20 protein-coding genes and 1 pseudogene are annotated in these 22,107 nt (G+C 71.0%); 15 read left to right on the top strand and 6 right to left on the bottom strand.

Annotated elements, in window-relative coordinates; genetic code table 11:
* Positions 1–10: 10 nt before the first annotated feature.
* Positions 11–499 carry a GNAT family N-acetyltransferase gene (locus OG456_RS26220; RefSeq protein WP_266565039.1) on the top strand — a complete coding sequence of 163 codons (489 nt, stop codon included), beginning with the start codon at positions 11–13 and terminating at the stop codon, positions 497–499.
* A 91-nt stretch (positions 500–590) separates the two neighbouring features.
* On the top strand, positions 591–1,697 hold the full coding sequence (locus OG456_RS26215; RefSeq protein ID WP_266565037.1) for a PP2C family protein-serine/threonine phosphatase: 1,107 nt from the start codon (positions 591–593) through the stop codon (positions 1,695–1,697).
* Positions 1,698–1,700: 3 nt separating this feature from the next.
* Here the strand turns inward: OG456_RS26215 and OG456_RS26210 are convergent, their stop codons facing one another.
* Complete coding sequence (locus OG456_RS26210) at positions 1,701–2,372, bottom strand: TetR/AcrR family transcriptional regulator (protein ID WP_266565035.1); 672 nt, start codon at positions 2,370–2,372, stop codon at positions 1,701–1,703.
* 137 nt (positions 2,373–2,509) lie between these two features.
* On the opposite strand from OG456_RS26210, the gene OG456_RS26205 reads away from it, so the two are divergent.
* The 4 genes from OG456_RS26205 (at position 2,510) to OG456_RS26190 (ending at position 8,290) form a co-directional block, all read left to right on the top strand.
* Positions 2,510–3,313 carry an SDR family NAD(P)-dependent oxidoreductase gene (locus OG456_RS26205; protein WP_266565033.1) on the top strand — a complete coding sequence of 268 codons (804 nt, stop codon included), beginning with the start codon at positions 2,510–2,512 and terminating at the stop codon, positions 3,311–3,313.
* A gap of 100 nt (positions 3,314–3,413) precedes the next feature.
* Positions 3,414–4,256, top strand: a complete 843-nt coding sequence (locus OG456_RS26200; RefSeq protein ID WP_266565032.1) for a peptidoglycan recognition protein — start codon at positions 3,414–3,416, stop codon at positions 4,254–4,256.
* Positions 4,257–4,516: 260 nt separating this feature from the next.
* Positions 4,517–5,863: an NAD(P)/FAD-dependent oxidoreductase gene (locus tag OG456_RS26195; protein ID WP_266565031.1), complete on the top strand. Its 1,347-nt coding sequence runs from the start codon at positions 4,517–4,519 to the stop codon at positions 5,861–5,863.
* A gap of 231 nt (positions 5,864–6,094) precedes the next feature.
* Positions 6,095–8,290 carry a family 20 glycosylhydrolase gene (locus OG456_RS26190; RefSeq protein WP_266565030.1) on the top strand — a complete coding sequence of 732 codons (2,196 nt, stop codon included), beginning with the start codon at positions 6,095–6,097 and terminating at the stop codon, positions 8,288–8,290.
* Between the two features lie 24 nt (positions 8,291–8,314).
* Here OG456_RS26190 and OG456_RS26185 read toward each other — a convergent pair whose 3' ends face one another.
* A complete protein-coding gene (locus tag OG456_RS26185; protein WP_266565029.1) occupies positions 8,315–9,802 on the bottom strand; it encodes a regulator in 1,488 nt (495 codons plus the stop codon).
* A gap of 210 nt (positions 9,803–10,012) precedes the next feature.
* Here OG456_RS26185 and lipB point away from each other — a divergent pair, with 210 nt between their 5' ends.
* The 4 genes from lipB (at position 10,013) to OG456_RS26165 (ending at position 13,109) form a co-directional block, all read left to right on the top strand.
* The gene (gene lipB, locus OG456_RS26180) at positions 10,013–10,843 is read left to right on the top strand and encodes a lipoyl(octanoyl) transferase LipB (RefSeq protein WP_266565027.1); all 831 of its coding nucleotides are present in this window, start codon (positions 10,013–10,015) and stop codon (positions 10,841–10,843) included.
* A gap of 106 nt (positions 10,844–10,949) precedes the next feature.
* Complete coding sequence (locus OG456_RS26175; RefSeq protein ID WP_116502481.1) at positions 10,950–11,915, top strand: lipoyl synthase; 966 nt, start codon at positions 10,950–10,952, stop codon at positions 11,913–11,915.
* Positions 11,916–12,173: 258 nt separating this feature from the next.
* Positions 12,174–12,377, top strand: coding sequence for a hypothetical protein (locus tag OG456_RS26170; RefSeq protein WP_266565025.1), 204 nt, complete (start codon positions 12,174–12,176; stop codon positions 12,375–12,377).
* A gap of 30 nt (positions 12,378–12,407) precedes the next feature.
* Positions 12,408–13,109 (top strand): DUF4191 domain-containing protein, encoded by a 702-nt coding sequence (locus OG456_RS26165; protein ID WP_266565023.1) that lies wholly within the window; start codon positions 12,408–12,410, stop codon positions 13,107–13,109.
* 118 nt (positions 13,110–13,227) lie between these two features.
* Here OG456_RS26165 and OG456_RS26160 read toward each other — a convergent pair whose 3' ends face one another.
* On the bottom strand, positions 13,228–13,698 hold the full coding sequence (locus OG456_RS26160) for an RDD family protein (RefSeq protein WP_266565021.1): 471 nt from the start codon (positions 13,696–13,698) through the stop codon (positions 13,228–13,230).
* A 188-nt stretch (positions 13,699–13,886) separates the two neighbouring features.
* On the opposite strand from OG456_RS26160, the gene glnA reads away from it, so the two are divergent.
* Positions 13,887–15,296, top strand: a complete 1,410-nt coding sequence (gene glnA, locus OG456_RS26155) for a type I glutamate--ammonia ligase (RefSeq protein ID WP_266565019.1) — start codon at positions 13,887–13,889, stop codon at positions 15,294–15,296.
* Between the two features lie 660 nt (positions 15,297–15,956).
* On the opposite strand, the gene OG456_RS26150 is transcribed toward glnA, so the two are convergent.
* The gene (locus OG456_RS26150; protein ID WP_266565017.1) at positions 15,957–16,160 is read right to left on the bottom strand and encodes a hypothetical protein; all 204 of its coding nucleotides are present in this window, start codon (positions 16,158–16,160) and stop codon (positions 15,957–15,959) included.
* Between the two features lie 246 nt (positions 16,161–16,406).
* Complete coding sequence (locus OG456_RS26145) at positions 16,407–17,522, bottom strand: PP2C family protein-serine/threonine phosphatase (RefSeq protein WP_266565015.1); 1,116 nt, start codon at positions 17,520–17,522, stop codon at positions 16,407–16,409.
* Between the two features lie 209 nt (positions 17,523–17,731).
* On the opposite strand from OG456_RS26145, the gene OG456_RS26140 reads away from it, so the two are divergent.
* From OG456_RS26140 to OG456_RS26125, 4 genes and pseudogenes are all read left to right on the top strand, one after another.
* Positions 17,732–18,067, top strand: a complete 336-nt coding sequence (locus tag OG456_RS26140; protein WP_266565013.1) for a DUF6233 domain-containing protein — start codon at positions 17,732–17,734, stop codon at positions 18,065–18,067.
* A 115-nt stretch (positions 18,068–18,182) separates the two neighbouring features.
* Entirely contained in the window at positions 18,183–18,395 is a 213-nt protein-coding gene (locus OG456_RS26135; RefSeq protein WP_266565011.1) for a hypothetical protein, read from the top strand.
* Positions 18,396–18,589: 194 nt separating this feature from the next.
* A pseudogene (locus OG456_RS26130) lies at positions 18,590–18,793 on the top strand (transposase); the annotation flags it as partial.
* Positions 18,794–20,174: 1,381 nt separating this feature from the next.
* Positions 20,175–20,699, top strand: a complete 525-nt coding sequence (locus OG456_RS26125) for a DUF1269 domain-containing protein (protein WP_266565009.1) — start codon at positions 20,175–20,177, stop codon at positions 20,697–20,699.
* 63 nt (positions 20,700–20,762) lie between these two features.
* Here the strand turns inward: OG456_RS26125 and OG456_RS26120 are convergent, their stop codons facing one another.
* Entirely contained in the window at positions 20,763–22,103 is a 1,341-nt protein-coding gene (locus tag OG456_RS26120) for a DUF2252 domain-containing protein (RefSeq protein WP_266565007.1), read from the bottom strand.
* Positions 22,104–22,107: the final 4 nt, after the last annotated feature.

The following is a 22,107-nucleotide window of genomic DNA, read 5'->3' as shown; positions in this document are numbered from 1 at the left end:
AGTGGCGCCCATGTCACAGCCGCACATACGTCTCGCCCGCCCCGACGACGAGGACGGGCTCGCCCTGCTCGACCGTGCCGTCTGGTCGACGCTGCACTCCGTCCAGCCGCAGCCGCAGCCGCCTCACGACCCGTTCTTCTCGGAGCGGTTCGGGCCGCGGGACCATCTGGTCGCGGAGCTCGACGGGCGGCTCGCCGGTTACGTACGCATCGCCTATCCCACGTCGCTCGCCGCCAACACCCATGTCCGGCAGATCCAGGGCCTCGCGGTCTCCGCAAAGGCGCGGGGCGCCGGGGTGGGCCGGGCGCTGGTCCGCGCGGCGGTGGAGCACGCCCGCAAGGCCGGCGCGCGCCGCATGACGCTGCGGGTGCTCGGGCACAACGGCCCCGCGCGGGCGCTGTACGAGTCCGAGGGGTTCGTGGTCGAGGGCGTCCTGCCGGAGGAGTTCCTGCTCGACGGGAAGTACGTGGACGACGTTCTCATGGGCCAGGCCCTGTGAGCGGTGCCCGGCGGTTCTGACGGACCCGCCCGGGGTGCGGTGACGGCCCTCCCGTAGGAGCGTGAAAGGGTCCATGGGAAGGAGCCCGCCGATGACCGGGGCGTTGTCGCGTCGCCGGGACGGCGAGGAGCGGGCCTGGCTGCGTGGGGCACCGCCGCCGCGCTGGGTGCGAGCCCTGCCGGTCGCGCTGCTCGTCGGCCTGTGCACGGCTCAGCTGGTCACCGACGAGAAGCTGGACCTCGGCTTCCTGCTGGGGGCGATCCCGCCGCTGGCCGCCCTCACGTACGGGCCCGCCGCCACGGCGCTGCTCGGTGGCATCGTGATCATCCTGCTGAACGTGCCCCTCATGAACCTCGGGCGCCCCGGCAACAGCGATGTGCTCACGGTCTCCTTCGTGGCGCTGCTCAGCGTGCTGATCGGCTGGGTCCGCAGCCGGCGCGACGACCAGCTCGTCACTGTGCGCACGGTCGCGGAGGCGGCCCAGTTCGCCGTGCTTCCGCCGCTGCGCGACCGGGTCGGGACGGTGCGCTGCGCGGGCCTGTACCGGGCGGCAGAGCGGGGGACCCTTGTCGGCGGCGACCTGTTCGACGTGCGCAGGAGTCCGGCCGGGGTGCGGGCCGTGATCGGCGATGTGCAGGGCCACGGGCTGTCCGCGGTGGGCACGGTGGCGGGGCTGCTCGGCGCGTTCCGTGAGGCGGTGCTCGACCAGGCGGACCTGGAGGGGGTCGCGGCGCGCCTCGACCGCAGGCTTGTGGTCGACTCGGCCGAGGAGGAGCACGCCGAGCTGTTCGCGACCGCGCTGTTGCTCGAGTTCCCCGACGACTCCCCCGTGGTTCGTGCCATTTCGTGCGGCCATCCGCGGCCGCTGCTCCTGCGCGGGCAGGAGGTCATCGAACTGCCGGTGGCGTCCGGGGCGCCTCTCGGGCTGGGGATCGCGGGCCTCGCCCCGCCGGAGCAGCTCACGGTGCGGCTGCGGCCGGGTGACCGGCTGCTCGGTCTGACGGACGGGCTGATCGAGGCGCGGGACGCGTCCGGCGCCTTCTATCCGCTGGCGGAGCGTCTGATCCGGTTCAGCGCGGACGATCCGGCGGAGCTGACGGACGCGCTGTGGCTGGACGTGGTGCGGTTCGCGGGGACGGTACGGGACGATCTGACGCTGCTCGTGTTCGCGCCGGAGATCGACCCGTCGGACGACTGACGGTCACGGGCGGCCGGCGCCCTGACCGCCCCCCAACAGGCTGATCCCGCCCGTCAGTTCGCGCAGGCAGCGGAGCGCGAGGACCGCCGGTGAGCCGGTCGCGCCCGTCGCGGGTACGTCGGTGGCGGCCCAGGCCTCCAGGGCGATCCGGATGGCGTCGGTGGCCGCGGCGGCGGCGAGCCGTACGTCGAGGGGGTCCGCCCGCTCGCCCGCGAGCCGCGCGAGGACCGGCACGAGGCGCTCCTCCGACTCCTGGTTGACCCGGTACCAGACGGCACGCAGCGCGGCGTCGTCCTGGGCCGCGCGCAGCAGTCCCCTGGTCGTCTCCAGCTGTTCGGGGCCGTGGTCGCCCGGGGCGGAGAGCGTGGCGGTGACGGCCGTCTCCAGGGTGAGCCGCAGGTCGGCGCCGGGCTCGGCGTCCGCGAGGAGGGCGCGCCAGGCGTCGCCGCCCGCGGCGAGGAGCGGGCCGACCGCGTCCTGCTTGCCCCGGAAGTAGCGGTAGAAGGTGCGCAGCGCGACGCCCGCGCGGTGGGCGATGTCCTCGGCCGTCGTGCCGTCGGGGCCGTGCTCGGCAAAGAGTTCGGCGGCGGCGCGGGCGATGTCCAGCTGGGTGGCGGCCTTGCGCCGCTCGGTCAGGGAGGGCTGCGGACTGCGCTGATCGTTCGTGGGGCTCACCGGGAAAGCCTATGCGTCCGCGAACAAGCCTGCACGTTCTGACGTGATGGCAAAACGTGCCATCCAGGCGTACGGTGGACAGCGAATCCGGCGATCCCGGTGACGCGGATCGTGAAGAGAATGAAGTGGAGCAGCACATGAGCCCGAACCTGAACCGCTACGAAGGCCGTCGCGTACTCGTCACCGGCGGTGGCTCCGGCATCGGCCAGGCCACCGTGCTGCGGGTCCTCGCCGAGGGCGCCCGCGCGGTCGCCGCCGACGTCAGCGAGGCGGGCCTGAAGGACACCGTCGAGAAGGCGACCGCAGCGGGCACCGCGGACCGGCTGACCACGGTCGTCGTGAACGTCGCGGACGAGGCGTCCGTGCGCGCGGGTGTCGCCGCCGCCGTCGAGGCGCTCGGCGGCCTGGACGTGCTGGTCAACGCGGCCGGCATCCTGCGCTCCTCGCACACCCACGAGACGTCCCTCGCCGACTTCAACCAGGTGCTGCAGATCAACCTGGCCGGTACGTTCCTGATGATCCGCGAGTCGGTCCCCGCGCTCCTCGCGGGTGACGGCTCCGCCGTCATCAACTTCAGCTCGACGTCGGCGACGTTCGCCCACCCGTACATGGCGGCGTACGCGGCGAGCAAGGGCGGCATACAGTCCATGACGCACGCCCTGGCGAGCGAGTACAGCAAGCAGGGCATCCGGTTCACGGCCGTGCAGCCCGGATCCATCTCCTCCGGCATGACCGACGGCTCCGGCGCCAGCCGGCAGAGCAGCGGCCCCGGTCTGCCCGAGGACGCCGACATGAGTCTGTTCATGAAGCTGGCGCCGGCCATCGGCCAGGGCTTCGCCGGGCCGGAGAGCGTGGCGTCCGTCGTCGCGATGCTCGGCTCGGACGACGGCAAGTTCATCACCGGCACCGAGGTCAGGATCGACGGCGGTACGCACTTCTGACCTGCGGCGGAGGCGGGTCCGACCTGCGGCGGGGCCCGCGATCACTCGTATGGCGCGTCGTGCGGGGCGGGCCCCGGGCGCGCGGCGGAGAGTGTCACGTATGCGCGTCTTCCGCATGACGTTGTGCTGCGCACCGGCGGCCACGGTCTTCGGCCTGCTGCTGATGTGTGCCGTGACCGTCGGACCCGGGGACGGCGGTTCAGCGGCGAAGCCGGGCGGGGCGGCAGGCCTCACCCCCGCCGACCGGGCCGCGCCGGCGCTGCCGCCGGCCGCCGTACCGGTGCGCCGGCCGCCGGTACTGTCGCTGGCCGCCGTACCGGCCAACCGTCCGCACACCGCCGCGCTGCCCCGGATCGTGCCGCGAGCCGACTGGCTGGCGGATGCCGCCTTCCGCAGGCCGCCCGCCCGGTACGCCGACCGCGTCACGGCGATCTTCATCCACCACACGGACTCGCCGAACGACTACGACTGCGCCGACACGCCCCGCATCATCCGCTCTCTGTACATGGGCCAGGCGGGCAGCCGGAACTGGGACGACATCGGCTACAACTTCCTCGTCGACAGGTGCGGCACGATCTACGAGGGCCGGGCGGGCGGCGTCGACAAGGCGGTCGTGGGGGCGCACGCCCAGGGCTTCAACAAGGGCACGGCGGGCATCGCCGCCATCGGCACCTTCATCGCGGGCACTCCGGTGCCGCCTTCCATGGCGAAGTCCATCGCGGCGCTCTCCGCCTGGAAGCTGGGCCTCGCGAACGTCGACCCGCGCTCCCGCGTCCGCCTCACCTCGACGAACAGCCTCAGCCGGTTCCCCAAGGGCAGGACGGCCGAGTTCAACGCCATCGCCGCGCACCGGGACGAGTACGAGACGTACTGCCCGGGCCAGGCCCTGATGGCCGCGCTCCCGGAGATCAGGCAGCGGGCGGCGGCGCTCCAGGGGCGGTAGGGCTTCGTTCGGATCAGGCCGGGCTCGCGTCCGGCGGCCCCGGGCGCCCCCCGTGCGACCGTGCCCGGGCTACGCGCGACTCCCTCGGCCGCGGCCCGGACCTACCCTCGACGGACTCGGGTACAGCCCGGGTGTTCGGAGCCGTACGCGGGTCCGCCGGAGGGTAGGACGCCTTCGGGGCCCGCCTTCGTGCGCCGGCCGGACGGCCCGGGGTACGAGCGACGGCTCTCACCAGCCGCACAACCGCCAGGGAGGCGCACGTGCCTGAGCCCGCACAGCACGCGGACGTCGTCATCGTGGGAGCCGGGGTCGCGGGACTCCTGGCCGCCCACCGCCTGACCAGGGCGGGCGTCCCCACCCTGGTCCTGGAGGCCGGCCCCTGTGTGGGCGGCCGCATGTCCACCGAGAAGGTCGACGGGTTCCGCCTGGACCGGATCGGCCGGCTCCTGTGCACCTCGTACCCCGAACTGCGCCGCAACCCGGGCCTGGACGCCCTCGTCCTGCGTTCCTTCTCGCCCGGTGTGCTGGTGCACAGCGACGGCCGCCGCCATCGCGCCGGGGAGCTCCCGGCCCCACGGCGCGCAAAGGGCGCACTCACAACGGCGCGCGCCCTCGCGAGCGCCCCCAGGGTGCCCCGCCCCCGCACCGCCAGGAGCCCGCGCCCCACTGCTCCGCTCGGCAGCCCCCTCGACCACGCCCGGCTCGCCAGGGCCCTGGCCCGCCTTGCCGCGACACCCGTCCCCCGGCTCCTCGCGCGCCCCGAACTCCCGGCCTCCGACGCGCTGATCGGCCGCGGACTGCCCACCCGTACCCTCGACGGCTTTGTGCGCCCCCTCCTGTCGGCGCTCCTGTGCGACCCGGACCTGACCTCGTCGAGCCGGTGCGCGGATCTCGCCCTGCACGCCTACGCGCGCGGCCGGCTCTGCGTCCCCGAGGGCGGCGCCGACGCGCTGCCCGAGCTGCTCGCCGCCGGGCTCCCGCCGGGCACGGTCCGCACCGGCGTGCGCGTCAGCGCCATCTCCGCGAACTCGGTGACGACCGAGGAACACGGTGAACTCCGGTGCCGTTCCACGCTGTTGGCGACCGGGGCGCGCGCCGCGGCCGGGCTGCTCCCGGGACTGCGCGTGCCGGGCTTCCACCCCGTCACGGTCGTCCACCACGCGGTCCCCGAGCCACCGCTCGCCGACCCGGCGCTGCTCCTCGACGCAGACCGGCTGGGCCCCGTCGCGTACACCGCGGTGATCAGCCAGGTCGACCCGACCCGTGCCCCGGCCGGCCGCGCGCTCGTCTCCTCGACGGTCCTCGGCCCACCGCCGCCCGAGCGCGAGCTGCGGGCCCAACTGGCCGCCCTCTACAGCACGTCGACCTCCGACTGGGAGACCCTCGCGGTCCACCACGACCCGGAGGCGGTGCCCGCGATGCCGGCCCCGCACGACCTGCACCGCCCGGTGCGGCTCCTCGACGGGCTCTACGTGTGCGGCGACCACCGCGGCACGAGCACGGTGCAGGGCGCCCTCCACTCGGGCCGTCGGGCGGCGCACGCGATCCTCACGGACCTGGGCGTCCAACTGACCCCGACGGCAGGCGGGTTGCCTGCGGCCGCCTGACCGATACCCTCACCACACATCCGACCTCTAAAGGTCCCGCTTACGCGCCCGTCTCCGTGGCACATTCCGGAGGCGGGCGCCCTCATTCCCTCACGCGCACTCTTGCCTCCACTGCAACTCCCCTTTACGGTGCCCACGTCCGCACCCTTGTCCCTGGAGGCCGCAGTGCGAAGAACGGCGTCAGCCCTGCTGTTCGTCCTAGCCCTTGTCACCGGATTCATCGGAGCTGTAGTGCCGTCGTCCGCATCCCAGCCCAAGGAGCAGACCCCCGAACTGCCCGCCGGGCAGCCCTCCGTGGTCCCCCGCCCCACCGACTGGACCTCGCTCGGCGGCACGGTCGCCCTCACGCCCCGCACCCGCGTCCTGGTCGACCCGCGCGCCCGCGCCGAGACCTCCGAGCCGTCCGGCCGCGCCGAGTTCCCCGGCCCGGCCCGCCAGAGCGTGCAGCAGCTCGCCGCCCAGCTGCGCACGGAGCTCGGGCAGGTCTCCGGCGTCGAGCCGCGCGTCGCGAGCGACGTGGCCCACGCCGAGCCCGGCGACGTGGCCCACGCCGGGCCCGGCGACATCGTCCTCGGCCTCGCCGACGACCGGGAACTCGGCGCGGAGGGGTACCGGTTCGACAGTTCGGACGGCGCCGTCCGCATCCGGGCCGCCTCCACGCACGGCCTCTTCTACGGCACCCGCACGCTCCTCCAGCTCCTGCGCTCCACGGACGACGAGCACCGCACACTCCCCCGGGCCCGCGCCACCGACGTCCCCACACAGGCGATCCGCATGGTCCACCTCGACGCGGGCCGCAAGTACTGGAAGATCCCGTACCTGGAGAACCTGATCCGCAGGATGGGCGACCAGAAGCTGAACACGCTCATGCTGCACCTCTCCGAGTCGGAGGGCTTCCGCCTGTACAGCCCGAAGTTCCCGGGCCTCGCGGACCCCGCCCACAGCTACAGCCGCGCCGACATCGAGCACCTCAAGTCCTTCGCGGCCCGCCACCACGTACAGCTGATGCCGGGCCTGGAGATCCCCGGCCACGCGACGGCGATCAGCGACGCGTTCGGCATCGGCTTCGGCTCCGGTACGAACCCCTGCACGGCCGCGCACACGCACTCGCACCTCACGCCCGACTGGATCATCGACATGACCAGCGAGAAGGCGGTGGCCAAGACGAAGCAGATCGTCGACGAGTTCGCCGGCTGGTTCGACGCGCCGCTGTTCTCGATCGGCGGCGAGGAGGTGCCGGGCCAGCTCGCCAACTGCCCGCGCGTACAGGACTACTTGGCCGCCTCCCCCGATGTGTCGACGCTCGGCGACCTCCTCAACCGGTACATCAACACCCTGGACGACGTGATCGCCTCGCACGGCAAGCGCACCGCCGTCTACAACGGCTCGGAGCACCTGGCCGCGCCCCAGCAGACCGTCCACGGCCCGGTCGTCTTCATCACCTGGGAGGGCACGGGCGCCGAGCCCGCCGTGCCGGGCCACGACGAGATCGCCATCGGCCCGTTCTACGACACCCCGAACAACTACCACCACCTGTACCCGAACGAGCCCTGGATGTACGACAGCTGGACCGTCAGCACGGCGCCCGACATGCTCGGCTCCGGCCTGACCAACTGGGCCGACTACAACTTCTGGGCCGACGACGCGTACTTCGAGCAGTCGATGGCCGGCGCCCGGGCGATCCTCGCGGACCGCGCCTGGAACGGCACGGCGACCCCGGACACCCTGGCCGACTTCCGGGCCCGCGCGGCCCGTATCGGCGACCCGCCCGGCATCACCGCGACGCCGGTGAAGCCCCGGGTGAACGACGGCCGGCCGAGCCATCACTGGACCTTCGACACAGCCGCGTACCCGAAGGGCTGGACGTACGCGGGCAGCCCCGGCAACACGATCTTCGCCGAGGACACGGCGGGTGACCTGCCGGGCACGTCGTACATCATCAACAACCCGGCGCCGGTCGACGACGGCGTGCGCGGGCAGGCGTGGCGCTTCGACTCGGACCGGGACGGTGTCGGCTTCGGCGGCCTGGACGTGGCCGAGCCGTGGACGGTGTCGGTGCGGGTCCGCCCCACGGCCCGCACCGCGGACCAGGTACTGCTCAGCTCGAAGGCGGGCGCGCTCAAGCTCATGCAGTACGGCACGGGCAAGGTCGGCTTCACCCGGTACGGCTCGGCCGACCTCAGCTTCGACTACACGCTGCCGCTCGACCGCTGGACCCGGCTGACGTGGGTGGCGACACCCGGCCACACCACGCTCTACGCCGACGGGAAGCGGGTCGGCACGGTCGCCGCGTCGATCCCCCTGCCCCTGCGCTCGATCGGTACGGAGAAGGTGAGCCTGCGCGGCGACCTCGACGAACTCACCACCTGGGACGAGCCGTTGACGGCCGACCAGGTCGCCGGCCTGTCCGGGCGGGACACCCAGTAGTACGCGCCGGACCCCGCCGTCCCGTCAGTGGCTGAGGGCGGCGATGCGGTCCCGGTATCCGCGTACCGGGGCCGCGTCGCGGTAGGGCTCCAGACGCCGCTCGAACTCCCGCACGTACTCGTGCGCCCGCACGGAGCGCATCTCGGAGGCGGCCTGCGCGGCCTCGGCGCCGAGGGTGCACGCCTGGTCCAGCTCGCCGAGGCCGAGCCGCGCGGAGGCGAGCACCACCCTGCAGAACAGCCGGCTGCGCGCGAAGCCGGGCGCCCGCAGCTGGAGCGAGCGCTCCGCGTGCTGGGCGGCCGCGCGGTACTGCTGGAGATCCCGGTGGCAGTGCCCGAACTCGTCGGCCAGCTGCGCCTCGTCGAAGAACCGCGCCCAGTGCGGCACGTCGTCCCCGGTCCGCACCGCCTCCAGGGCCCGCTCGGCCCGCACCAGCGACGCCGTGCACGCGCGCACCTCGCCGAGCACGCCGTGCCCGCGCGCCTCGGCCGCGTGCAGGAGCGCCTGTACCGCGGGCGGCGCAGAGGACCCCACGCCCTGCTGGGCGACCCGCGCCAGCTGGACGGCCTCGCGCCCGTGACCGAGATAGACGGCCTGGCGGCTCATCGTGACCAGGACGTACGACCCGTACGTCCGGTCCCCCGCCGCCTGCGAGAGCCGCAGCGCCTGCACGAAGTACCGCTGCGCGAGCCCGTGCGCGGCGATGTCGTACGAGGTCCAGCCCGCGAGCCGGGTCAGATCGGCGGTGGCCGCGAAGAGCCGCCGGCCGGTCTGCTCCCCGTACGTGCCCCGCAGCATCGGTTCGGCCTCGTGCTCCAGGTAGCGCACGAGCGCCTGGCGGGCATGGCCGCCGCCGTACGCCTGGTCGAGGGAGCGGAAGAGTTCGCCGACGGAGCGCAGGGCCGCGATGTCGCCCGCCGTGACCCGCTGACCGGGCCCGCGCTCGGCTTGGACGCGCTGCCGGGGCAAGGGGGGCGGCCCCTGAGAGGGCCCGGACGGAGGTTTGGCCGAAGAGCGTCCCTGGGCGGGGATCCGTGCGCCGCCGGGACCGTGGTCCCCGTGGGCGACCCGGTCGTCGGCCCGCCCGATCAGCCAGTCCCGGCTGGGCACGACGAGCCCCGCCGGGGTGAACGCGATCTTGCGGAGCTCCGCATGGCTGCCCGAGTCCTTGCGCCACAGGCCGCTGACGATGTCGACGGCCTCCTCGGGCGAGGCGGCGAACTCCAGACCCGCGTAGACCGGCGAGCAGGCGTCGAGCCCCAGGTCCTGGGCGGAGAGCCGGCGGCCCAGGCGCCGGGTGAACACCTCGGCGATCAGTGCGGGTGTGGTGCCGCGGGGCTGCTGGCCGCGCAGCCAGCGCGTCACGGATGTCTTGTCGTAGCGCAGGTCGAGACCGTGCTCCAGGCCGAGCTGGTCGACTCGGCGGGCCAGTCCGGCGTTGGAGAACCCCGCCTCCGCGATGAGCGCGGCTAGCTGGCGGTTGGGCGTGCGCTGCGGAGGTCGTTCCGTCATCAGCTGTGCGGTCTCCTGCCTTCCGGGCCTTTGCTGCAGCCCACATGGAACGGCGCGAATTTAGCGGCCGTCACAGGCCCCATCGCGACCTTCGGCATCCCTTCATCCGATCGTGTGACGATTGCCCGAAGAACTGACGAGAAGAGTCGGCCCGTACAGTGGCTGGGGGCGCGATATGTGCACGCTGAAGGTTCTAGGGAGGCACTGACCGTGAATGAGTTGCGGTTCGTCCGCTTGGGTTTCGGAGCGGACTCGGTCGACTACCAGGAGGCCTGGGACGAGCAGCGCCGTGTGCACGCCGCCCGCTTCGCGGACGAGGTCCCCGACACCTGCCTGCTTCTGGAACACCCGCCGGTCTACACCGCGGGCCGCCGTACCGCGCCCGAGGAGCGTCCGCTGGACGGCACTCCCGTCGTGGACGTGGACCGGGGCGGCAAGATCACCTGGCACGGCCCGGGCCAGCTCGTCGGCTACCCGATCCAGAAGCTGCCGCGCCCCGTCGACGTGGTCGCGCACCTGCGCCGCCTGGAAGACGCGATGATCGCGGTCTGCGCCGAGTTCGGCGTGGAGACCTCCCGCGTCGAGGGCCGGGCGGGCGTGTGGGTGCTCGGAGATGCCAAGGACGCGACCGAGGAGCGCCCGAAGCTCGGCGGCCTGTCCCTGGACTTCGACCCCCGGGTGAACGACTCCGAGTTCGACCCCCGTCTCAACGGCCCGGAGTACGCGCCGTCGAACGCCGGCCAGCGCCGTGAGGACCGCAAGATCTGCGCCATGGGCATCCGCGTCGCCAAGGGCGTCACGATGCACGGCTTCGCGCTGAACGTGAATCCGGACACCTCGAACTTCGACAAGATCATCCCGTGCGGCATCCGCGACGCGGGCGTCACCTCGCTCTCGTACGAACTGGGCCGCGAGGTCACGATCGACGAGGTGCTGCCGGTCGTGGAGCGCCACCTGCGCGACGTCCTGGAGAACGCGGCGCTCGCCCCGCGCGTCGTCGAGAAGGCGCCCGAGAGGGAGCCCGACAAGGCGACCGCCTGAGCGGGAATGCACCCCGAAGGCCAGAGGTTGGCCACACGTAAGGCCCATCAAGACCACGGGCGTACCCTGAGGTACGCCGAAGAATCAAAGCTGTAGGGAGCCGGTCGTGTCCGCAGTCGCACCCGACGGACGCAAGATGCTGCGCCTGGAGGTCCGCAACAGCCAGACCCCCATCGAGCGCAAGCCCGAGTGGATCAAGACCCGGGCGAAAATGGGTCCCGAGTACACGAAGATGCAGAGCCTCGTGAAGAGCGAGGGTCTGCACACGGTCTGCCAGGAGGCGGGCTGTCCGAACATCTACGAGTGCTGGGAAGACCGCGAGGCCACCTTCCTCATCGGCGGCGACCAGTGCACGCGGCGCTGCGACTTCTGCCAGATCGACACGGGCAAGCCCGAGGCGCTGGACCGTGACGAGCCCCGCCGCGTCGGCGAGTCCGTCGTCACGATGGACCTGAACTACGCCACGATCACGGGCGTCGCGCGCGACGACCTGGAGGACGGCGGCGCCTGGCTGTACGCGGAGACCGTGCGCCAGATCCACGCGATGACGGCGGAGCGCGCCGAGGGCTACACCAAGGTCGAGCTGCTCATCCCCGACTTCAACGCCGACCCCGACCAGCTGGCCGAGGTCTTCTCGTCCCGCCCCGAGGTTCTCGGGCACAACGTCGAGACGGTGCCGCGCATCTTCAAGCGGATCCGCCCCGGCTTCCGGTACGAGCGCTCCCTCGAGGTCATCACGAAGGCCCGCGAGGCCGGCCTGGTCACCAAGTCCAACCTGATCCTCGGCATGGGCGAGGAGCGCGCCGAGGTCAGCGAGGCGCTGCGCCAGCTGCACGAGGCGGGCACCGAGCTCATCACCATCACCCAGTACCTGCGCCCGACGCCGCGCCACCACCCCGTCGAGCGCTGGGTGAAGCCGGCCGAGTTCGTGGAGCTGAAGGAGGAGGCCGAGCAGATCGGCTTCTCCGGCGTCATGTCGGGCCCCCTGGTCCGCTCCTCGTACCGCGCCGGACGTCTCTACCAGATGGCGGTCGAGAAGCGCGGCTCGTACGTGGCCTCGCAGGCGGTCTGATCCACTCGCACCCGCACGGCCCGCCAGCCGTGTGAATTCACGCACAAGCAGCTACCGGCCAGTAATGGCCGAGAGAACGCGGCCCTGACAGTCCCCGCAGATGGGGGGCACCGTCAGGGCCGCGTCATCGTTTGGCCCTCCCCCATCAAGGCTTCATGGGCGTTTGACCCTTCGGTCATGCCCTGGTAACACCAAACAGTGACGCTGTACTCACGCCACGTACCCACCGTCAGAGCCGCTCCCGAGGGGGACCTCCCAATGCAGGCCGCGCCCGTACGCGCCACCGCCATCCCGACCTTCACCGACGCACTGCGCGCGGTCGAGTCGCTGCTCATGAGCAGCGGTCAGCGCACCGCGCGCCGCAACGCCTGGACCTCCGTACTCGAGGACCGCCGCCGCGCCAAGGACCGGATGGAGGCGCAGCGGGTGCTCGAGAAGGCTGTGGCCGCCCGCACGTCGTAGGCACTTGCCCGGACACGTAGACTTCAAGGCATGGCGAGGAAGGAAACCGCAGCGGACGCTGCGAACCCCGGGCGACTCAAGCAGATCGCTCTGACCTTTAAGATGACCCGCAAGGCCGATCCGATGATCGTCCTTGTACTCGCGGGTGTGGGAATCGTCACCTTTGGTGTGTTCCTCGCGATCGGTTTCTTGATCGGTCACCCGGTATATCTCGGAATTCTCGGCTTCCTGCTCGCCTTCCTCGCGATGGCGATCGTCTTCGGACGCCGTGCCGAGCGAGCAGCCTTCGGGCAGATGGAGGGCCAGCCCGGCGCGGCTGCCGCGGTACTCGACAACATCGGCCGTGGCTGGACCACGACCCCGGCCGTGGCGATGAACCGCAGCCAGGACGTCGTCCACCGGGCGGTCGGCAAGGCCGGCATCGTCCTGGTCGCCGAGGGCAACCCGAACCGGGTGAAGACGCTGCTGGCGGCCGAGAAGCGGAAGATGGCCCGCATCGTCTCCGACGTGCCGGTAAATGACATCCTCGTCGGCAACGGCGAGGGCCAGGTGCCGCTCAAGAAGCTCCGCACGACCATGCTCAAGCTCCCCCGCGTTCTCACGGGCCCGCAGGTCACGACGACCAACGACCGCCTCCGGGCGATGGGCGACCTGATGAGCAACATGCCGCTCCCCAAGGGCCCGATGCCCAAGGGCATGCGGATGCCGCGCGGTGGCGGCAAGGCTCGCTGACCCTCCTACTACGACGATGAGGCCCCGGAACCGATCGGTTCCGGGGCCTCATCGTCGTAGTAGGTCGGAGTCGTAGCAGCTCGCAGGAGAGCGTCCTGGCGCGGGCCGGTGTCAGGTGTCAGGCGCGGACCTGGACCGCGCGGGCCAGGCGGTCGTGCAGGCCGCGGCCGTCACGGTCCCAGATCAGCGCGGGGACGGCGACGCACAGGAGCACCGTGCGGACCAGGACGCGGCCCACGCCGAGGCGGCCGGAGCCGTCCTGCGCGACGACGCGCAGACCCATGATCCGCTTGCCCGGCGTGAAGCCGACCGTGCCGACGGTGAGCAGGCCGAGGACGAAGAAGATCCCGAGGGCCCAGTTCCCCGTCGCCTGGTCGTAGCCGTGCGTGAGGAGCCCGTATGCGATCAGCATGCACAGGGCCCAGTCGATGACGAGGGCGGCGATACGCCTGCCGGGGCGGGCGATGGAGCCCGGCCCCTGCTCGGGCAGCCCCAGCTGCTCACCGCGGTACCCGAACTCGACACCCGCGTCCTCCGCGGCCGCGCGCGGCCCGGAGAGCCACGATCCGATTGCTTGCCTGTTGTCCACCCGTCCACGGTACTGCGCTCGGCCACCCGGCCCGCTCCGGCCCCCGGCCCGGTTAACTTCGGCGAAACAAATGGGTCATGCTTGAGAAATCCCCCGTCCCTATGGTCGGGTCCCAGCGTGTGCCACCGCACTGGCCGCACCACCGAGCTGCAACCCCGCCCCTCCCGGGTGGGAGTAGGAGGAGTTGGATGTTCCAGAACGCCGATGACGCCAAGAAGTTCATCGCGGACGAGGACGTCAAGTTCGTCGACGTCCGGTTCTGCGACCTGCCGGGTGTGATGCAGCACTTCACGGTGCCGGCCGCGGCGTTCGACCCCACCGAGGAGCTGGCCTTCGACGGATCCTCGATCCGTGGCTTCCAGGCCATCCACGAGTCCGACATGGCGCTCCGCGCCGACCTGACCACCGCGCGCATCGACCCCTTCCGCCGCGACAAGACGGTCAACATCAACTTCTTCATCCACGACCCGATCACGGGCGAGCAGTACTCCCGTGACCCGCGCAACGTCGCGAAGAAGGCCGAGGCGTACCTGGCCTCGACGGGCATCGCCGACACCGCGTACTTCGGCCCCGAGGCAGAGTTCTACGTCTTCGACTCGGTCCGCTTCGAGACCTCGGCGAACCGCTCGATCTACGAGATCGACTCCGAGGCCGGCGCCTGGAACACGGGTTCGGAAGAGAACAACCGCGGCTACAAGGTCCGCTACAAGGGCGGTTACTTCCCGACCCCGCCGGTCGACCACTTCGCCGACCTGCGCGCGGAGATCTCCCTCGAGCTGGACAAGAACGGCCTCCAGGTCGAGCGCCAGCACCACGAGGTCGGCACCGCCGGCCAGGCGGAGATCAACTACAAGTTCAACACGCTGCTCGCCGCGGCCGACGACCTGATGCTCTTCAAGTACATCGTGAAGAACGTCGCCTGGCGCAACAACAAGACCGCGACCTTCATGCCGAAGCCGATCTTCGGTGACAACGGCTCGGGCATGCACGTCCACCAGTCCCTGTGGGCCAACGGCGACCCGCTGTTCTACGACGAGCAGGGCTACGCCGGCCTCTCGGACATGGCGCGCTACTACATCGGCGGCATCCTGAAGCACGCCCCGTCGCTGCTCGCCTTCACGAACCCGACGGTGAACTCGTACCACCGCCTGGTCCCGGGATTCGAGGCGCCGGTCAACATGGTCTACTCGCAGCGCAACCGCTCCGCCGCGATGCGCATCCCGATCACGGGTTCGAACCCGAAGGCCAAGCGCGTCGAGTTCCGCGCGCCGGACCCGTCCTCGAACCCGTACCTCGCCTTCTCGGCCCTCCTGATGGCCGGCCTCGACGGCGTGAAGAACAAGATCGAGCCGGCCGAGCCGATCGACAAGGACCTGTACGAGCTGGCTCCCGAGGAGCACGCGAACGTCCAGCAGGTCCCGACCTCGCTCCCCGCGGTCCTCGACGCCCTCGAGGCGGACCACGAGTACCTTCTGGCCGGCGGTGTCTTCACCCCCGACCTGATCGAGACGTGGATCGACTACAAGCGCACGAACGAGATCGCCCCGATCCAGCTCCGCCCGCACCCGCACGAGTTCGAGCTGTACTTCGACATCTAAGAACGCCACAGGTCAGAGCGGGTTTCCGCTCTCCTGGGCCGTCTGTGGGCCGTCGGCCGTGCTTTTCCGCTCTCTGGAAGGCACGGCCGACGGCCTTTTCCGTGGGTGCCGCTCAGCTTGTCGTTTGTCCAGTTCGACGCGGTTTCGTGCCGACCTTGTGGTGGGTGGGACGACTGAACGCCTCGCAGAGGCAGACAAGGCGGTGGCGCCGGTCGCGCCTGTGGCACCGGTCGCACCGGCGGCACCCGGCGTGCCGGGCGTGCCCATCCCCGTCGCACCGGTCGCGCCCGTGTCGCCCTTCGGGCCCGTCGCGCCCGTGGGGCCAGTGGCTCCCGTGGCTCCTTGCGCGCAGTCGTCCTTGCCGCCGCGCCAGGAGCGGTCAAGGTTGTGCTTCGGCTTGTTGTGCTTCGCCCCGCCCTGGCGCTCGTCGCCGCCGCCCGCGCGGCTGGACATTACCCATGCCCTGCGCTGCGGCCGCGACCGGACTGGCTACGCCGGCCGCCACGACCAGAGCCAGCGAAGTCACCATGCCGGCCCTCTTGAATCTCTCTCGCGCCAACGGCCCGAGAAGGGAAGTTGTCCTGAACTCAGGACTCATCACGTGCTCCTCGCCCCAACAGTTCGGGTGAAATCCCGAACCCCGGTGCGAGACGGATTGGGCTAGTCCGGCCACGCCCTGAGTTCGATCCATGTGCCATCTGCCACCTGCTCGGCCAGCGTGATGCGGGCGCCCGGCATGCTGCCATAGCTGCCGATCCATGACCGGAACTTCCGCTCCCCGGTCTCGCGGATGGACCACGCGCCCTGCATGACGACAGCGCCCCCAGCCGTGAGGGTGACTCGGTATCGCTCCAGGTCGGCCATGACCTGCACTCTGTCATGCCCCCTGCGGTGGGTCGGCGAGGATCCGCACGGTGACGCCGGCCTCCTCGACTGCGTCCCGCAGTACCGCGAGCGGCACGGTCGGGCGGCCACTCGATGGAAGCCGCAAGCGGCAGAAGGTTGAAGGCCACACCCGACGCCCCTGGGTGGGCCAACCATACGAAGGGCTCGCCCGGTTCCGTGGAAGAACGTTGGGAAGTTTGAGTGGTGCAAGAGGGGGTCGGATGATCAGGCCCGGGGCGTGGCGGGGCGTTGTATGGCGATTATGGCGGCGTCGTCGTTCAGGTGTCCGCCGACGTGGTGCAGCAGGTCGCGCCGGAGGCGGTCGAGGAAGGCGTCGGGGTCGCTGTCGGTCCAGCCTGTGATGCGCTCGGCGAGCGGGTAGAAGGTGCCGGTGGAGTCGCGGGCCTCGGTGACGCCGTCCGTGTACAGCAGGAGAAGGTCTTTCGGCTCGAACGGGAAGCTGTCGACGCGGTAGCGCGGATGCGACAGTTCGCCGAGGCCCAAGGGGGGTGCGGGAATGCGGGTGTCCATGGTCGTCGGCCGGCCGTCACGGAGGACGATCGGAGGCGGGTGGCCGCAGGAGATCATCTGGACCCGGCCGCCGCGGTCGGGGATGTCCAGGATGGTGGCGGTGATGAAGGTTTCTCCGTAGTGGCTCGTTTCGCCCGGCTCCATCAGGTCCCAGCACACGCTTCGGTCGAGGTAGGAGACCAGCTCGCCCAGGCTCGCCTGGCGGTGGGCCGCGCCGCGGAACGCTCCGAGCAGCAGGGCTGCGTCATTGACCGCGGTCAGCCCCTTTCCCCGCACGTCGCCGATCATCAGCCGAGTGCCGGGGATGGTACGTGCAGCCGCGTACAGGTCCCCGCCGATCCGGGCCTCGGCCTCCGCGGCGAGATAGAGGGAGGCGGCCCGCAGCGGTCCGAGCTTTTTGGGCAGTGGCGGCAGGACCACACGCTGGGCGGTCTCGGACACGTACCGAACTTGCGCCAGCTCTTTTGCGCGACGCTCCCGCAGTACAGAGAAGATCACGAGGCTCGCGCCCACCAGCATCAGGGCGATGATCTGTGCCTGGTGGTTGGCCGAGAGCATCCCGTCAGGATCGCGCAGCGCCCCGATGGTCGCCTGCGCGATCACCGCCAGTGCAGCGACCAGGCCCACCGTCCAGGGCCCGCCGAACAACGGCGTGATCGCCGGTGCCGCGACGAGCAGCGGACCCAGATGAATGTCGGGCGGAGCAAGAAGGTCGATCACGGACACCGCAACAATCCACGCGATCGGGATGGCGATCAACGCCCGACCCGCTCGCACCGGCCGTCGAAGTCCTTCGAGGCGCTGCGGCATGACTCCTGTCTACACCGCCCTTGCTCGGCTCGCACCGGTGGAGACGGGCAGTGCGGTCGCCTGCCCCCGGCCCTGACTGCCAGGAACTCTTGCCACTCAAACTGCAATGGCACGACCGTCAAACTTCGATGGCAAGGATCAACGTTCGATGGCACGGGACACTCCTGCCCTGCGATGAGGGCGGCGACCGCCGACGTAGTATCGAACACATGAACGATAGCTCGACCCCGCGACTCGACATGCTGCGCTTCGCCCGCCGCATCGCCGTGCAGCAGGTCGAGCAGATCGACAGGTGGATCGCCGCTGAGGAGCGCCGCGAGACCGAGCGGCGCCACGGCGAGCAGGCCCGGCCGCCGGCCCCGGACTGGCTCATCGAGACGGGCCTCGGCCGACGCGACCCCGTGTACGTGCACGTCGGCGGCTGCCACATGGCAGGCAAACGCTCCCGCGGGGTCGACCGCGATCAGGCCCTCCGCGGAATGACCGAGGGCGTGGCCGCCTGCCCGCACTGCCGGCCGGACACCGAGCTCGGCGTTCTGGACTGATGGAGCCCGCCCGGCTGGAAGAGGGGGAGAACTCCGGGCGGGGCTCTCTGTGATCCTCGCGCGACCGGGCGTGTTGCCGCATGCGTGGCTCGGCCATTCGGGTGACCATGAAGCTATGGCGGTAGCGCCGATCATCGTGCACCCGCCGTCTCGCACGGGCGGCCGGCGGGTGACCGTGCGCGGCCAGATCCTCGGCCTCGCGCACAGTGACCGTGATGTGGTCGAGTTCCTGCGGCGGGCGGGTATCCCGGCGGCGGATGATCTCCTCGACGAGCCGGCGTGGGTGATGTGGCGGGGCGGGCGGGCGCACCACTACGAGGCCGCGTGACGGCCGTCAGCGCCCTGTCACCGACGTCGTTTCGAGTTGTAGACGTTCCAAGCGACGGACCCGAGGATCGCGAAGACACCTCCCAAGACGAGACCGATCTGTCGTCGGGACACGCTCGTTGTCCCGCACCGATCACAGGCCGTTGACGCCGCCACGCTTCCCGCTGTCCTCCACCGAGGGCGAGTCCCACGCTAGCCAACCGCCGACGGCGTGGAGCCCTCGGTGGCCGACCACCCGCATTCAAGAAGGAGATCTACCGCGACCGTAACGTGGTCGAACGATGCTTCGCCCGCCTCAAGCAGTTCCGCGCGATCGCCACCCGCTTCGGCAAACTCGCCGACCGCTACCGGGCCGGAGTCGTCCTGGCCTCCCTGATCCTCCGGCTCCGCGAACCAGCCCGACGATCACATAGCGTCTCCCAGTTGCCGTTGCTCGACTTGCTCGACTGCTCGGCGAACGGCAGCGCGGAGCTCCTCGTCGGGTTCGTTCCGCCTGCGTACGGCATTGAGGGAAACATGCGCTGCCACCCGCACATCGGGATCCGGGTCGGAGAGTGCGGCCGTAGCCGCGAGGAATAGTTCTAGGGCCTCAACAGGTGCCCCCGCGCACAGCAGCGCCAGGCCAACCAGCGCCTGGTCGAACTCTGCGGTGTCGTAGCGGGTAGCCGCGGCGAGCCGCTTGAGCGCCTCGCTCAACGCCGTGCGGGGGCTGACCTCGTCGCCCCATGTGGGGCGGTGTCCTCGTCCATCCGGCCATCCTGCCAGCAACCGAAAACCCAATTCCCAAAGCTGAACAGCAGCCGGCCTGGCCACCGCGAGCGACCTGCTGGGCTTTCAGGCTGCGGACAACGTGGCTCCGCGAGCCAGCCGGTGATCATTTGTCAGACACGGCCCAGTCCCCGCGGGACGTGTCTTCCCCTTCTTCGTCATATCCCAGAATTTCGCGCCCCGTTCGCGGCTGGCACTCTCTCCACGAGTCGGCGCAGAAGGCGAAGGCGAAGGCGTTCCGAGGAAAGCTGTCCGGCTACCGGCGCGGTAGAACTTTCCCTACTTCATCAAGCACCCGGCTGCGCTCCGCTCCGCCGGGCGGACTTCCCGGCTGCGCCGACGCCCGCCCACATAGGGATAGGGCCAGGGCCAAGAGTCGAGCACCCGAGGTTCGCGGCCCACGGCCAAGGACGATGCCTCCGGCGGGGGATCGGCCGGCACCGGGATGGATGGGGCGCCGTTCCCGGCCGCGGGCACATCGTGGCGATGGGTTGAGCAGCGTCGCAGTAGGTCGCTGACTGAGCCTGCGGAGCAACTTGCTTGCGAACCAAGAGGAGGCCTGTCCATCCAGCCAGCGTCACAAGGCCGCCTGCCAACAGCCACAAACCGCCGGCCAACACTCCGAAGGCAGTACAGGAGACGCCAGCCATAGTTACAGCCGCAGCGGCCGACTCTGTCCGCAGTTGACGACCTGGACGCCTGCTCGCCGAGGGCCTGACAACCTGACGGCCGAGGACCCTGGGCCGTCCAAGGGGGCCCACGGTGACCAACAACGGCCAATGATGACCGCTCCCCCGCTGGTCAGAGCAGCACGACGGTCTCGTGTCCAAGGTGGCGAGACTGCAGCATCAGTTCTTCGACATCTAGGAAGCACGGCCGGGTTCCCCGGGCGCGTTTCTGAGCGGTATGGCCCCCGTCGCCTCCTCCCGGAGGGGCGGGGGCTTCGTTCTGCGGGACGCCCTAAACGCTCATAAACTCGGGCGAAGTTGCACAGACTTCCGAGGAGTGCCGTATGAGCAATCTGTTCGTCGTCGCCTACAACGACCTCGCCACGGCCAATCAGGTGCGCGAGAAAATGCTCGAGCTGGCCAAGCAGCACCTCGTCGAGCTAGAGGACATCGTGGTCGTCGAGCGGCGCGAGGACGGGAAGATCAAGCTGCACCAGGCCGTGAACTACACGGCGACGGGTGCGGCCGGCGGGGCGCTGTGGGGCGGTGTCATCGGGCTGCTCTTCCTGGTGCCGCTGCTCGGTGCGGCCGTCGGCGCCGCCGCCGGGGCGGCCGGTGGTGCCGCGACCGACACTGGCATCAACGACGACTTCATGAAGGACCTGAGCCAGAACCTGCAGCCCGGCGCCGCCGCGCTGTTCGTCCTGGTGAAGCAGGCCTCCCCGGACAAGGTCATCCCCGAGATCGCGACGTACGGCGGTCACCTCGTCCAGACCTCGCTGAGCAACGAGGAGGAGGAGCATCTGCGGGCGGCCCTGGAAGCGGCCCGGGGTGACGCATCAGCGCAGGAGGCCCCGAACGGGGTCTGAGACATCCGTACGGTCCTGTGGGTACGGCCGTTCCCGGTGACGGGGGCGGCCGTACCGGCGTACTCAGACGCCCGGTGCCACCGTGATCAGGCCCTCCGACGCCGCCCTGCGCAGGGCCGTGTGGTCGGCGGCGTTCTGGTCGGTGTAGCGCAGCGCGAAGTCGGCCACGGCCCGGTCGAAGGTGTCGGCGCGGCCGAGGTAGCCGGAGATGGCGATGCGGTCGCCGGAGCGGGCGTGGGCGCGGGCCAGGGTGTTGCCGCACAGTTCGGCGTAGAAGCGCAGTTCGTCCGGGCCCAGGCCGGCGACATCGGCGGAGCCCTTCATGTCGCGCAGCTGACGCCAGTAGAAGGCGCGGCCCTGCGGGCCGGTCATCCAGCCGAGGAAAATGTCACCGGTGGCCTGGAGCAGGCGCTGGCCGGCGACGACGCGGTGGCCCGGGTGGACGTAGGGGCCGTGCGGCAGGTGTTCCTCGATGACGGACCGGGTGGCCTCCTTGATCTGGAGGAACAGGGGGTCGTCGGCGTCGCGCCCTTCGAGCAGCACGATGAAGCAGCGGGTGCCGACGCTGCCGACGCCGACGACCTTGCGGGCGGCATCGACGAAGTGGTAGCGGTCGAGGAGGCGGCGGCGTTCCTCGGCGAGGGTGGAGCGGTAGTCGCCGAACAGTTTGCGCACCGTGGCCCTGTCGGGGGTGCTCGCCGGTTCGAGGAGCGGCGGGTCGTTGATGATGCGGCGGCGCCCGTCGACGACCTCGGTGAGTTTGCCGAGCGCGTGGAGGCTGGTGCGGCGGGTGGCGTGGGCGAGGGTCGCCTGGACGCGGCGGCGGTTGCGGCCGGAGCGGATGAGGGGAAGCAACTGGTGCGCGTCGACGTGCTCGTACCAGACGGCGAGTTCGCCCATCCCGGCCAGCCGGCGCATCGTCGTGCGGTACGCGGCCGTGCCGGCGCGGGCCGACCTGAGGGCCTGGGCGTCGCTGTGCCCGTTGTCGCGGGCTGCGACGGCCACGCTCGCGGCCAGCCGTTTCACGTCCCATTCGAAGGGGCCCGGGCTGGTCTCGTCGAAGTCGTTGACGTCGAAGAGCAGGGACCGTTCCGGGGACGCGAACAGGCCGAAGTTCAACAGGTGGGCGTCGCCGCAGAGTTGGACCGTGAGGCCGGTGGCGCGCTGGGTGGCCAGGTCGCCGGCCATGACGGCGGCGGCGCCGCGCAGGAACGCGAACGGGGAGGCCGCCATCCGTCCGTACCGGATGGGCAGCAGTTCCGCGACGCGGTCGGCCGCCTGCCGTTCCAGTACGACGATGGGGTCGGCGCGGTCGGCGGCGGGGATCCACGCACCGTGCGAGGAGCGTGAGGCGCGCTTGCGGGCCGCCCTGCCCAGCTCGGCCCTGGCCTGGGGAGTGGTCATGCCG

The organism is Streptomyces sp. NBC_01446 (assembly GCF_026340095.1).
Taxonomy (GTDB): Bacteria; Actinomycetota; Actinomycetes; order Streptomycetales; family Streptomycetaceae; genus Streptomyces; species Streptomyces aureus.
The sequence above is the reverse complement of the archived record's forward strand: the minus strand, read 5'-3'. Positions and strand labels throughout refer to the sequence as shown.